This window comes from Nocardia sp. NPDC020380 (assembly GCF_044386975.1).
Lineage (GTDB): Bacteria > Actinomycetota > Actinomycetes > Mycobacteriales > Mycobacteriaceae > Nocardia.
In genome coordinates this window covers 108,769-121,283 of sequence record NZ_JBIRVQ010000002.1, presented here as the reverse complement: position 1 = coordinate 121,283, position 12,515 = coordinate 108,769, and the positions used below count along the sequence as shown (strand labels likewise).

The window sequence follows — 12,515 nt, the reverse complement described above, 5'->3', positions numbered from 1 at the left end:
CGCTCAACCCCCGGCCCCGGCTACCGCATGCCGGGTCCGCCAGCGGCTGACCGCGTACGCCGGCGGACCCGACAGCACACCCCGGCGCTCCAATCCGGCCAGCTCGGCGGGCAGGCCGTCGAACCGCTGCTGCCGCGCCGACACCCCGGAGAAGGCATAAGCCGCACCCCGCGGCAGCCGGCGCACGAACGGCCCCACCATCTTCGGATCATGGACGAGCGCGCTGGTCAGATAGGCGCCGAGACCTACTCCGTAGCCGTATACCTGATTGCGCAGGGCCGTCATATCGCGGTGATGGTGATGGCGGACCAGGGCGCCCGGCTGATACACGAGCCGGTGGCCGCGCACGATGACCCGGAAGAACGCGGCCAGATCGTCGCCGCCGCGGGCGCGGGTGCCGGCGCCGATCGCCCGATCGAAACCGCCCAGGCCGCGCAGGACCGCGGTATCGAAGGCCATATTGGCACCCGAGCCGAATCGGCCTGCGGTGAAGGGGAACAGCGGGTCGTCGGGGCGATTGCGGTCCATATCGAAGACGCGCCGCGCGAAACCCTTGCCGAAACCGCCGTGTTGTTCCAGCATGAGTTGGGCGGGCGTCTCGAGCTGGGCGGGCAGGATCAGGCCGGTGACACAGCCGACATTCGAGTCGGCGTCGAAGCCCTCGGCGAGGGCGGTCAGCCAGTGCCGGTCGGCGATCACGTCGTCGTCGGTGAAGGCCACGATGCTGCCGTCGGCCTCGGTCAGGCCGCGATTGTGCGCCGCGGCCAGGCCGCGCCGGTCCTCCCGGAGGTAGCGCACCCGGGCGCCGAAGTGCTCGGAAATCATTGCGGCGGTGGCATCGTCGGGCGGATCGTTGTCGACCACCATGATTTCGGCCTGCGGATAGTCCATTCGCAGGAGCGCGTCGAGGCACCGGTGCAAGCTGTGCGGGCGGCCGCGGGTCGCCACGATCACCGTGATCGACGACGGCTGCGCCGAAATGCGTTGCCGGCGCCAGGCGCAGTGCGTGATCGCGTCCGCCCGCAGATGCTCGGCAACCGCGTCCGCCACCGCGGTCCGGACCGTGGATTCGTGTGCGGCCCAGGCGCGGCCCAGGCGCGCGTCCAGCAGGACGACGCCGACCGGATCGGTGTGGTACCGCACCAGCGCCAGGATCCGGTGTGGTGCGGGGAGGTCGTCGTCGATCTCCAGTTCCGTTGCCGGTGCGCTGAGTTCGATCTCGGTGCAGGCGACCGGCAGGTCTTCGACGCTGATCTGCTGTGCAGTGCTCACAGCGACTCCGCCGGCGTCACCGGCACTGCGGGCGGCCCGGCGTGGGCGGCTCGGGTGCGGAGTCCGGTGGCGCCGAGCCGATGGCCCGCGAGCACGGCCCCGAGCACCCGGAATCCGTCCCGCACGGCATGCAGATTGGATCGCCCGTCCCGCCTGGGCATCTCGAAACTGGGCACCTCGGCGATGCGCAACCCGACCTGCATGGCCCGTACCGTCATCTCGGCTTCGATCTCGAAACCCGTTGCCGTCAGATCGAGGTGCTCCAGATAGCGGCGATCGAATGCGCAGAAGCCGTAACAAAGATCGGTGAGCCGGGTGTGATACAGCGTATTGAAGACCGCCAGCAGGAACCGATTTCCGGCCCGCCGCAGCCGGGTGATATCGAGCGACCCGCCGCCGCCGACGAATCGCGAGCCCTTGACGAAGTCGTAACCATGATCGAGAAAGTGCAGAAAATGCGAGATCTCCTGCGGCGCCATACTTCCGTCGGCATCCATCATCACGATGATGTCGCCGGTCGCCGCAAAGAATCCGGCACGCAGTGCGCTACCTTTGCCCGTACCTTGCTGCGCTACAACCAAAATGTCCGGTCGGTATTTTCTGGCGGTGACCAGCGTGGCATCGGTAGAGTTACCATCGACGAGTATCACCTCGGTGACATCGTCTGGCAGTTGCTCGAGCACCCCCGCGATATTTCGTGCTTCATTCTTCGCCGGGATGACAAGGCTCACGGTTCTTTTCATCACGGAGTCCGGATCGATCCATGCTTACAGGGATAGACAAGCAACAAGCCTACTGCAATTAACCCGAATGCCAACCCCTGGTAGCCAATTCGCTACCCGGACTCCACTCCGTTACCGTCCCGTTACCAGCACGTGGGATCACCGGAAAGGCGTGATCTCCGAGAGTCTTCCGTCGCGGACCTTGTTCACCCATGCCGGATCGGCCAGCAAGGCCCGGCCGATCGCGACGATGTCGAACTCGCCGCGGTCGAATTGCTGTTGCAGGACACGGAAACGCTGCGCCTGCGTCTCGTCGATCTCGTCACCGCGGAAGACCTTGTCCACTCCGACCGAACCCACGGTGATCACCGGGAGTCCCGTGATCTTCTTGGTCCAGCCGGCCAGGCTCAGATCATCCGCGTGAGAAGTGAATTCGGGCAGCCAATGCCGACGCAGCGAAGTGTGAAAGATATCGACACCGGCGTCGACGAGCGGAGTCAGCAATTCCTCGAGCTCGCCGGGCGTCTCGGCGATGGTGGCACTGTAATCGACGCCCTTCCACTGCGAATAGCGGTAGATGATCGGGAAATCGGATCCGACGGCCGCGCGGATGGCGGCTACCACCCGGGCCGGGAAAGCCGCACGCCCGCGGCGGGCCGCACCGTATTCATCGTCACGGTGATTGGTTGCGGCCCAGAAGAATTGATCGAGCAGATACCCGTGCGCTCCGTGCAGTTCGATGCCGTCGAAACCCAGTCGCTGGGCCAGGACGGCCGACTCCACATACGACTCGACCAGTGTGTCCAGGTCGGCGGTCGTCAACGCCCGCCCCACCTCTCGCCCGGTGTAGTCCACACCGGACGGGCTCACGGTCGGTGTCGCCGGCTCGAATTCGGGGCTGTCCCCTCGCTCCAGCCCGGTATGCCACAGCTGCGGAACGATGGCGGCTCCCTCGGCGTGCACGGCCTCGACCACTGCCCGCCAACCGGCGGCACTGTCGTCACCGTAGAACCGCGGCACATTCGCATGCGGACCGGCGGCCGGACCCCGCACGTACGTCCCCTCGGAGATGATCAGGCCCACCCCACCGGCGGCGTGCGCACGGTAATAGTCGATATTCTCCGTATTCGGGACGCCGTCAGGCGATTTCATTCTCGTCATCGGCGCCATCGCGAATCTGTTCCGCAGCCGCAGCGATCCTGCCCGGAAATCGGTGAAGAGTTCCTCGAGATGGATCGACGCATCGCCGACCAATTCTTGTGACATAAGGCACATTTCCTTCCGGAGCGACAGCTCGACTTCGGGACTCCGGACGAAACAACGGCAATCCCCCACACATTCCTGGCCGGCCTCAGCTCCCGAAGGTGCGCCGGTAGGCGGTGGGAGTGGTGTCCAATACGCGCCGGAAGTGCAGTCGCAGATTGGCGGCCGTGCCGAGGCCGCAGTCCTGTGCGATGCGGTCCACCGGGTGAGCGGTGGTTTCCAGCAGTTCCCGCGCCCGGCCGAGACGGGCGTGGAGCAACCACTGCAATGGTGTCGTGCCGGTCTCCTCGGTGAACCGGCGCATGAGCGTGCGCTGCGAAACGCCTGCGTGCCTTGCGAGTTGGCGGAGTGTGACCGGCTCGCCGAGGCGTTGCAGCGCCCATTCGCGAGTGCCGGACAGGGACGCGTCGCCGGAGACCGCGACCGGGGCGGGCACGTATTGCGCTTGCCCGCCTTCGCGATGCGGGGCGGCGACCAGGCCGCGGGCGATCCGGTTGGCCACCACCGCGCCGAGGTCGCGCCGGACGATGTGCAGGCACAGGTCGATGCCGCAGCACACCCCGGCCGAGGTGAGGACGTCACCCTCATCGACGTAGAGCACATCGCGATCGACTGTCACAGCGGGGAATTCGCGTTCGAAATCATCGATGTACTGCCAGTGCGTGGTGGCGTGCAGACCGTCCAGCACGCCGGCCGCGGCCAGCGCGAACGCGCCCGTGCAGATCGACACCATCCGCGCGCCCCGCGCGTGCGCCTCGGCCAGGGCGACACGGACGGCTTCCGGTGGACGACTCGGCGGCTCGGACCCCGGCACGATCACGGTGTCGGCGGTACACAGCTGATCCAGGTCTCCCTCGGTCAGCACCGCGTAGCCGCCGGTGGTGTGCACCTGCGCGGCGACGGTGCACACGGTCGTCTCGTACGGGGTCTCCGGGCGAGCGGCGAAGATCTGCGCGGGAATCGCCAGATCCAGGGGCAGGACCCCGTCCAAGGCCAGGATCGCGATCCGATGAGACGGCATGGCAATATCCTAACGAACTGCGGCAATTTTGCCTATCACCAGGTCAGAGCGACACCGCGCATGCTTCGATACATGACCGAAGCAATTCGAGAGGCGATCACCGCAGGGTCGGCCGACTTCATCACGCTGCCCGGTACACCGCTCACCGAGGCCGTGGTGGATCTGATTCGCGCGGTGGAGACGCCCGCGGTGTTCAACCACAGCGTCCGCAGCTACCTGTTCGCCCGGCTGGTGGCCCGGCAGCTAGGCCTGTCCGCGGGCAACGATTACAGCGACGACCTGTTGTTCTCCGCATGCGCGATGCACGACCTCGGTATCGCGCCGGGCGGCCCGCACACTCAGCGATTCGAGGTCGAGGGCGCCGATCGCGCCGCCGAATTCCTCACCGGCCGTGGGGTATCCGCCGCGGACACCGACCAGGTGTGGCAGGCCATCGCATTACACACCTCGCCGGGCATCGCGGAGCGCCGCGGCACGCTGTGCGTACTCGTCCGTCAAGGCGTCGCCTTCGACTTCGGCGGATCGATCGGAGCCGATCACCTCGATGCGCTCACCGATCCGCAGGCCGAGGCCGTGCATGCCGTCTACCCGCGGCTGGACATGGCCCGCTCGCTCATCGACGCGATCGTCGCGCAGGCCGCGAAGAACCCGAAGAACGCGCCCCGCTATTCGTTCCCCGGTGAGGCGCTTCGCGAACGCGAGACCTTCGGCCGGACGCGGATGGAGCACTCCTGCGGCTCGTCCCGCTGGGGCAACTGAACTGCAATCCGCTCAAAACAAAAGGGAGACACCGCAAATGACCATCCACACCGTCGAGATCCCGCAGGACTCAGAGGTTTTCGGCAAGACCGTCAGCGCCTTCGCGAACTTCGGCTACTCCGCCGCGGTCCGCTCGCACGGGCATCTCTTCATCGCCGGCACCATCGGCCGCCGCGCCGACGGCACCATCCCCGACGACATCGAGGAACAGACCGAGATCGCCATCCGGCGCATCGAGGAAATCCTCCGGCTGGAAGGGCTCGGCCTCTCCGCCCTCGTCGACGTGACCAGCTATCACGTCGACATCCACCGGCACCTGCCCGGTTTCTCCGCGGCCAAGGCGAAGCTGATCAACCCGCCCTACCCGACCTGGTCACTGATCGGCGTCAGCGCACTGGCCAGCCCGGGGCTGCTCGTCGAAATCCGCGCCACCGCCGCCTATCCCGACGCATCCTGACAAGCGATTCCGGGCCAGGGCGGGCTGCCGTAGCCCGCCGACTCGGACGCGCTCAGGGCTGGATGTTCTCCAGGTCCGCGAGCAGGCTCGGATGGGTGGGCTGCCAGCCGAGCGCCTCGCGGGTGTGGGCGCTGGATGCGGGCTGGTCGGTGGCGAAGATCTGGCCGAGGGGGCCGAAAGTGTCCTGCGGGACGGACTTCACGGGGAGATCGAGCCTGCGGCCGATGACCGCGGCGATATCGCGGACGGCGTCACCCTCGTCGGCCACGGCGTGCCATACGGTTCCGGCGGAGGCCTTTTCCAGGACCAGGCGGAAGAGTACGGCCGCGTCGAGGGCATGGACGGCCGGCCAGCGCTGGGTGCCGTCGCCGGGGTAGCTGACGACGCCGCTGCGGCGGGCGGCATTGGTGAGCAGGCCGGCGAATCCGCCGGTGCCCTGATTGTGGACCGTGCGCGGCATGCGGACGGCCGCACTTCGAACACCGCGTGCCGCCAGGTCCAGCGCCGCCATCACCGAGCGACCGCGGCCGCCGACGGGTCCGTCGGTCGACGTCGGGTCCGCTTCGGTGGATGCGCGGCCCGCCGCGTAGGGCGTGCCCGAGACCATGACGAACGGGCGGTCACTGCCGAGGAGTTCCGCACCCATGGCCGCCGATGCGGCGCCCTCCTCCGCGACGGCCGCGGCGAGCGCATCGGGGGTGCTGAAGTCGTTGGCGAAGGCCAGATGAATGACGCCGTCGGCCTGGGCCGCACCGGCACGCAGCGTTGACAGATCGGCCAGGTCGCCGCGCAGGGTTGTGGCGCCGGCGGCTTCGAGGGCTGCCGCGGAGGAGTCGGAGCGGGCGAGCGCGAGGACGGTGTGGCCGTTGGCGAGTAGTTCGGCGACGACGGCCGAGCCGATCAAACCCGCGCCGCCGGTAATGAAGACATGCATATCGCTACCCTTCGATAGTGATGGGACTGCTGTCTCATCACTGTAGCGCAGCGACGGAACTTTTGTCCCATCACCTATCATGAGCTCATGGCCAGATGGGAACCCGGTGCACGTGAGCGGCTCGTCATTGCCGCGGTCGACCTCTTCACCGAACAGGGATACGACGCCACGACGGTGACACAGATCGCCGAACGCGCCGGCGTCACCAAGAGCACCTTCTTCCGCCACTTCCCCGACAAACGCGAACTCCTCGCCGCCGGACAGGAAACGCTGAGCCGGCTGCTCGCCGAGGGGATCTCCGAGGCGCCCGACAGCGCCACCCCGCTCGAAGCGGTCGGGGCCGGCCTCGAACGCGCTTCCAACGCAATGGGTCCGATGAACCGCGAACTCGCACCACGGATCAAGGCCGCCATCGACGCCAACAGCGAACTGCAGCAACGTGATGCGCTCAAGAACGTGGGCCTGGCGGCGGCCATGACCGATGCCCTGCGCACCCGCGGCGTGCCGGATGCGACCGCTCGGCTCGCCAGCGAACTGGGCGTCCTCGCGTTCAAACAGGGCTACGCGCAATGGCTGCAAGCCCGGGAGGATGCCGCATTGGCGCCCTACACCCTGGCCGCTCTCGAAGACCTGCGCGCAGCGAGCCGGTCGCTTACCTGAGCGACCTCACGGCAGGCTGGAGAAGCGCACGGTATGCGCCACCGCGGTCACCTGCAGACCGTTCGCGCCCGGCTGGATGGACGTCAACTGTGCGCCCAGCGGCAGCTTCTCCAACGGCACGGTGAAGGTCAGAGCCTGCTTAAGCAAAGACAGCGAAAGCGTCGGACCACCAGCCGCGGCCTGCACCGACACCGGCGTGACCTCGATACCGCCGCTGGTCGGCGCGACGGTGACGACGACCGTCGCGGGGACCGGAATCCCTTCCACCGAGAACGTTCCGGTGACGTGCAGCCCGTCCGGGCCATTGGAGATCGTCTTCACGCCGTCCGGCGCGAAGCTCTGCACGGTGTCGTACGGGACCACGGCCGTGGCCGAAGCCGTCGCCGCGACCAGGTTGGAGGTGCGGTTCTGGAGCACATCGCCGAGCGGCGCGGTGACATCGGTCAGCGTCACATCGAGGTTGTGGACGGAGAGCTTCTCCTGACTCCAGTCCCCGACCCGGATGTCGATCTTCTGGTATTTCCCGTCCACGGCCTGCGTCAGGAACGGGATGCCGGTGATGTCGACGCTCGGCTGATTCGGCAGATTGTAGGCGGCGGCGATCTTGCGGCCGATCTCGTTCTGCGCCATCACCACTGCCACCCGGTCACCGACGACCAGCGCAATCGCCAGGACGATGATCAATATCAGTAATGCGCGCATGCGCTCACCCGCTCGGCCATCCCACCATCATGCTGTGGATTCCGGCCGACCGGTGGCCTCGACCCACTTGCTCACGGAAATACCAGGTTGATCAGAACCGGGCGAGCGCCCGCGGACGCAGCAGCGGATCGACGCCGGTGAGTGCCGCACTGGCAGTCCACAGTTCGGCGGCGGTATCGAGGTCGGTCATGTGCGCGCGGGGCGTTTCCAGGTGTGGTTTGCCGCGGGTGCCACGGAATACCCTGGGTCCCCAGAGCTGGCCGCCGGTGATCCCGGGATCCAGCACGGCGCGGACGATGCTGCGCGCGCCCGCCTCTTTGCCCTGCACCACTACGGCGGCCGGCAACCCGCGCAGGTACTGGGCCGTGGTGCGGACGAACAGTGGCGGACGCGACGGGGTCAGCGAATCCAGCGCGCCGCCGGGGTGAGCGACAATGCTGGCGACGCCGGCGCCCTGCGCGCGCAGCCGTCGATCCAGCTCGAAGCCGAACAGCATCTGGGCCAGTTTCGATCGGCCGTAGGTGCTCTTGGGCCGATAGTCGTGCTCCGACTGCAGATCCGCGAGATCCAGCCGTTCCGATCGCGCGGCGAAACTGCCCACCGTGACCACCCGGCTGCCGGCGGTGGCCGTCAATATCGGTGCCAGCTGCGCGACCAGCGCGAAGTGCCCGAGATGGTTTGTCGCGAAGATCAATTCATGCCCCTGCGGGCTCAGGCGGCGATCGGGCCCGGACAGGGCGATCCCGGCATTGAGCACGACCGCGTCCAGCGTGTCGACGCCGAGCGCGTCCACCGTCGCGGGCAGCGATGTGAGATCCGCCAGATCCAGCCGCACACAACGGAGTCGAGCGTCCGGAACCCGTGCCCGGATCGCCTGTACCGCCAGGTCGGCCTTACCCGCGTCGCGGCAGCCCAGCACCACGGTCGCACCGGTGGCCGCGAGCTGCTCGGCGACGAAGTACCCGATGCCGGCGCTCGCCCCGGTAACCAGAAACGTCTTCCCTTCGGCACGAAGGCCGCTCTCCCAGGTCATGACATCGACTCTCGCAGCGGCCTCTTGCATCGCTCTCACATCCCGCTGGCGTGCGGCCGGGATCAGCCGAAGTAGCCCTGGAACAGCAGGTTCGCGACCTGGGTATCCGTGGCCCGGCCGATCTGATCGCCACCGGCGACCGTCTCGGTGTTCCCGGTGATGGCCACGGTGTACCGCTCGTCCGGCCCGACGAAGCCGACCGAATTGTCCAGCCAGGACCCGTCGGAATTGTCATTGGACCAGCCGTCCTTGGTGCCCGGTTGCGCGGCCGCCCCCGCACCCCACACACCCCACTGCTGATCGCTCCCCACCGACCGCATCTCACTCACCAGATAGTCGCGATCATCCGAATTCAGCTGCGAGAGTGCGGAATTGATCAGCCGATCCAGATCCGCGGCCGTGGTCCGCTCCCACCCCCAGTACGGCGACTGCGGGGTACGAAACGTCGTCGACGTCATCCCGAACCGGCCGAGATCCCCACCGAAACTCGAACCGCCATACCGCTTCCACAGTGTGTCCGCGGCATTGTCATCACTGACATTCAACATCCGGTGCATCAGATCGCGATCATCGTCGCTGAGCGTGATGGCCCCGGACTCATTGCGCAACAACAGATCCGCGACCATCTCCAGCTTCGCGGTCGAACAAGCCCACACCGGCGTGTTCGCATTACCGTTCTCCCACATCGCGCCGGTCGTCCGGTCATAGACGACGATCCCCGTGACCCCGGGCCGCGACTTGGCATAGGAGTCCGCAGCAACCGCCCGCGACACCAACCCCGGATCGATGGCCTGCGCCTGCGCCCCCGGCGCCACCCCCGCGAACGTCGCCGCCAACGCCGCGGCAACCACAATCAATCGTCGAAATCCGGACATATCTACCTGTCAAAGAGTGTTTTCGCAAGCTTCCAGCCCCTGCAGAGTATTAGTCGGACGATCACCCCGCAGAAGTTCGACGCCCCGCCAAGGCGGTCAGGAATCAAGAAGCGACGGCCGGGGCCGCACCCCTAGCGTTGGTGTCAACGGAGTTCGGAACACAGACGAAGGAGCACTCCAATGACGAAGAAGATCGACGCCATCCTCTACCCGGTCGACGACATCGCCGCGGCCAAGGCACAATTCACGGCCCTGCTCGGCGTCGAGCCCCTCATGGACCAGCCCTACTACGTCCACTTCGAAACCACCGACGGCGTCGCCGTCGGCCTGGTCCCCAACGGCCAGCAGCGCGGCCTCACCAGCGGCACCCCCTTCTGGACCGTCGACGACATCCAAGCCCAGGTCAAAGCCTTGGTCGAGGCCGGCGGCACCGTAGCCGAAGACGTCCACAACGTCGGCGGCGGCAAGCAGGTGGCCATCGTCAAGGACGTCCACGGCAACACCATCGGCCTGGCCCAGTCCTGATCCCGACGCCCGCTACCCCACGGTGTCTTCGGAGATGTGACGCAGGGCGGCGGCCATCGCGCGGCCGGCTGCCGACATCCGTTCTTCCGGCGGGGTGGCGAGCAGAACCTGCCACAGCAGCGGCGATTCGAGCGATACGGCACGGAGATCGCCGAATCGCGCTGCCTCGGAAGCGGGTACGAGGGTGGTGCCGAGGCCGTGCCGGACCAAGCCGGCGGTGGTGGTCAGATCGCCTACCTCGTAAGGTGATACGGGTTCGAGATCGGCCTCGGCAAAGGCTCGGTCGGCGAGGGTGCGGATGCCCCAGCCGGCCGTGAAGCGAATGAAGGTCTCGGCGGCAAGGTCGGTGATCGCGATCTGTTCACGGTCTGCGAGCCGATGGTCGGGGCGGCACAGGAAGACCAGTGGCTCACCGAGTAATACCTGCATGGTGACGCCGCGCGGTCGCTTGTCCGGCAAGGTGACCAGGGCCAGTTCCAGTGAACCGTCGGCGACGGCGGCGAGATGCCCTGCCGAGCCGCCGATGCTCTGCCGCAGCCGCACCGATACCAGTGGATGCGCGCGGTGGAATCGGCCCAGCACCGCGGGCACGTCGAGCGCCCCGGAGGACTGCAGAATTCCGATCTCGACCGTGCCGCTGAGCCGGCCGTGGAATCCGGTCACCGATTCCCGCGCTCGCCGCGCCGAATCGAGGGTCGCGCGGGCCTCGCCGAGAAACGTAATGCCCGCGGCGGTGAGGCTGATCCGCAGCTTGGACCGATCGAACAGCTCGACCCCGAGCTCTCGTTCCAGCTTGCTCACGGCGGTGGACACGGCCGACTGCACCACATGTACACGCGCCGCGCCGCGCGAAAAGCTGAGTTCGTCGGCGACGGCCACGAAGTACTCGAGTTGCCGTATCTCCACCTCTCGAACCTATCGCGTTGGGAGATGAAGGTCATCTCGAACGTTCGTTGGACGCGATGAGGCTGCCGGGCCGATGCTTTAGTCAGCGGAATTCACGGGCAGATCGGATAGGAGCAGCAGATGCGTATAGCGATCATCGGAATGGGCAGGATGGGACGCGCATTCGCCGGGCGCGCGCTCGACAAGGGGCACGCGGTCAGCGTGTGGAACCGGACTCCCGGCCGGGCGGATGAGCTGCGTGAGCAGGGCGCCACGATCATGGACTCCCCCGATGACGTGAGCGATGAATGCGAGGCCGTCTTCCTCTTCCTCGCCGATGACAAGAGCACCCTGGAACTCGCGGTGCCGGACGGTCAGCCGCGCAAGCAGTGGTCCCCGACCCGCGTGGTGAACACGGGAACCGTTGCGCCCGAGGTCATCACGGCGCTCTCGCAGGCGTACGGCGACAGCTTCGTCAATGCGCAGATCGTCGGCGCGCCGCAGGCGGTCCGCTCGGGCGAGGCCCGGTTCATTCTCGGTGGCCCGGCCGCCGGCCGTGCGGCCCTGGCGCCGGTGTGGCGGGTCTTCGCCGGCGCGTTCGATGCCGGTGATCGCCCGGAGACCGCGGCCGTCATCAAGCTGCTGAACAACCAGATGCTGCTGACCCAGCTGGCCGCGGTCGCCGAAACCGTCCGGGCCGGCCGCGCCGCGGGCATCGACGACGCGACCTTGACCACCATGCTTCGCGAGTCGCCGATGCTGGCCCCGGGCCTGCGCAATCGCATCGACGTCATGTTCGACCCCGAGCACGCCGGGTGGTTCACCAGCATCCAGTCCGCGAAGGACCTGACCCTCGCCCTCGGACTCGTCCCCGATGGCGTGGCCCTGCCGGTCACCGAAGCCGCGCGGGACGCCTACCGGCGGTTCATCGGCGACGGTTGGCTGACCCAGGATCCGGCGGCGCTGGTCGAATACGGCCGCCGCGCACACTGATTCGCGACGGCCGGTCCCCGACTACTTGCTATCGACCACGACTTCCACGCGATCGGTGTAGAACGCGGCGTGGCCGGCGATCTCCGCGACGGAGTCGTACGGCTCCTTGTAGAACCACACCGCGTCGGTCAGCTCGCGGTCCGGGAGGCTGATCGTGTAGTAGGAGGCGTCGCCCTTGTAGGGGCAGTACGTCTGGGTGTCGGTGGGCGTGAGCAGCTTGCTGTCGATATCGGCGAGCGGAACGTACTGGACCGCCGGGTAGTTCGCTTCCTGCAAGGTCAGGGCACCGGTGGTGTCGGCGAGAACGGTCTCGCCGACACGTACTACCACCCGGCGGCCCGTCTTCTCGACGGTGATCGGGTGGTCGGGTCCGGGGATCTTCGGTTGCCGTGCAGCCATGATTTCTCCTCCTCT

15 protein-coding genes are annotated in these 12,515 nt (G+C 67.2%); 5 read left to right on the top strand and 10 right to left on the bottom strand.

The window, feature by feature from the left end:
- Positions 1-3: 3 nt before the first annotated feature.
- From ACH438_RS04150 to ACH438_RS04135, 4 genes are all read right to left on the bottom strand, one after another.
- Positions 4-1,272: a glycosyltransferase gene (locus ACH438_RS04150; protein WP_397001020.1), complete on the bottom strand. Its 1,269-nt coding sequence runs from the start codon at positions 1,270-1,272 to the stop codon at positions 4-6.
- The gene (locus tag ACH438_RS04145; protein WP_397001018.1) at positions 1,269-2,015 is read right to left on the bottom strand and encodes a glycosyltransferase family 2 protein; all 747 of its coding nucleotides are present in this window, start codon (positions 2,013-2,015) and stop codon (positions 1,269-1,271) included. Before ACH438_RS04145 ends, ACH438_RS04150 begins: the two co-directional genes overlap by 4 nt.
- Before the next feature lie 138 nt (positions 2,016-2,153).
- Complete coding sequence (locus ACH438_RS04140) at positions 2,154-3,260, bottom strand: NADH:flavin oxidoreductase (protein ID WP_397001016.1); 1,107 nt, start codon at positions 3,258-3,260, stop codon at positions 2,154-2,156.
- Positions 3,261-3,345: 85 nt separating this feature from the next.
- Positions 3,346-4,278 carry a GlxA family transcriptional regulator gene (locus ACH438_RS04135; protein ID WP_397001014.1) on the bottom strand — a complete coding sequence of 311 codons (933 nt, stop codon included), beginning with the start codon at positions 4,276-4,278 and terminating at the stop codon, positions 3,346-3,348.
- Positions 4,279-4,350: 72 nt separating this feature from the next.
- Between ACH438_RS04135 and ACH438_RS04130 the strand changes: the two genes are divergently transcribed.
- Positions 4,351-5,037 (top strand): HD domain-containing protein, encoded by a 687-nt coding sequence (locus tag ACH438_RS04130; RefSeq protein ID WP_397001012.1) that lies wholly within the window; start codon positions 4,351-4,353, stop codon positions 5,035-5,037.
- Positions 5,038-5,074: 37 nt separating this feature from the next.
- Complete coding sequence (locus ACH438_RS04125; RefSeq protein ID WP_397001010.1) at positions 5,075-5,494, top strand: RidA family protein; 420 nt, start codon at positions 5,075-5,077, stop codon at positions 5,492-5,494.
- A 52-nt stretch (positions 5,495-5,546) separates the two neighbouring features.
- Here the strand turns inward: ACH438_RS04125 and ACH438_RS04120 are convergent, their stop codons facing one another.
- Entirely contained in the window at positions 5,547-6,428 is an 882-nt protein-coding gene (locus tag ACH438_RS04120; RefSeq protein ID WP_397001008.1) for an SDR family oxidoreductase, read from the bottom strand.
- 87 nt (positions 6,429-6,515) lie between these two features.
- Here ACH438_RS04120 and ACH438_RS04115 point away from each other — a divergent pair, with 87 nt between their 5' ends.
- A complete protein-coding gene (locus ACH438_RS04115) occupies positions 6,516-7,088 on the top strand; it encodes a TetR/AcrR family transcriptional regulator (RefSeq protein ID WP_397001006.1) in 573 nt (190 codons plus the stop codon).
- A gap of 6 nt (positions 7,089-7,094) precedes the next feature.
- Here ACH438_RS04115 and ACH438_RS04110 read toward each other — a convergent pair whose 3' ends face one another.
- From ACH438_RS04110 to ACH438_RS04100, 3 genes are all read right to left on the bottom strand, one after another.
- Entirely contained in the window at positions 7,095-7,790 is a 696-nt protein-coding gene (locus ACH438_RS04110; RefSeq protein ID WP_397001004.1) for a DUF2993 domain-containing protein, read from the bottom strand.
- Between the two features lie 91 nt (positions 7,791-7,881).
- Entirely contained in the window at positions 7,882-8,823 is a 942-nt protein-coding gene (locus ACH438_RS04105) for an SDR family NAD(P)-dependent oxidoreductase (RefSeq protein ID WP_397001002.1), read from the bottom strand.
- Positions 8,824-8,885: 62 nt separating this feature from the next.
- A complete protein-coding gene (locus ACH438_RS04100) occupies positions 8,886-9,674 on the bottom strand; it encodes a serine hydrolase (protein ID WP_397002276.1) in 789 nt (262 codons plus the stop codon).
- 204 nt (positions 9,675-9,878) lie between these two features.
- On the opposite strand from ACH438_RS04100, the gene ACH438_RS04095 reads away from it, so the two are divergent.
- Entirely contained in the window at positions 9,879-10,223 is a 345-nt protein-coding gene (locus ACH438_RS04095; RefSeq protein WP_397001000.1) for a VOC family protein, read from the top strand.
- Positions 10,224-10,235: 12 nt separating this feature from the next.
- On the opposite strand, the gene ACH438_RS04090 is transcribed toward ACH438_RS04095, so the two are convergent.
- Positions 10,236-11,129 (bottom strand): LysR family transcriptional regulator, encoded by an 894-nt coding sequence (locus tag ACH438_RS04090; protein ID WP_397000998.1) that lies wholly within the window; start codon positions 11,127-11,129, stop codon positions 10,236-10,238.
- Positions 11,130-11,249: 120 nt separating this feature from the next.
- Here ACH438_RS04090 and ACH438_RS04085 point away from each other — a divergent pair, with 120 nt between their 5' ends.
- On the top strand, positions 11,250-12,101 hold the full coding sequence (locus ACH438_RS04085; RefSeq protein WP_397000996.1) for an NAD(P)-dependent oxidoreductase: 852 nt from the start codon (positions 11,250-11,252) through the stop codon (positions 12,099-12,101).
- A gap of 21 nt (positions 12,102-12,122) precedes the next feature.
- Here the strand turns inward: ACH438_RS04085 and ACH438_RS04080 are convergent, their stop codons facing one another.
- A complete protein-coding gene (locus ACH438_RS04080) occupies positions 12,123-12,500 on the bottom strand; it encodes a DUF427 domain-containing protein (protein WP_397000994.1) in 378 nt (125 codons plus the stop codon).
- Positions 12,501-12,515 lie beyond the last annotated feature (15 nt).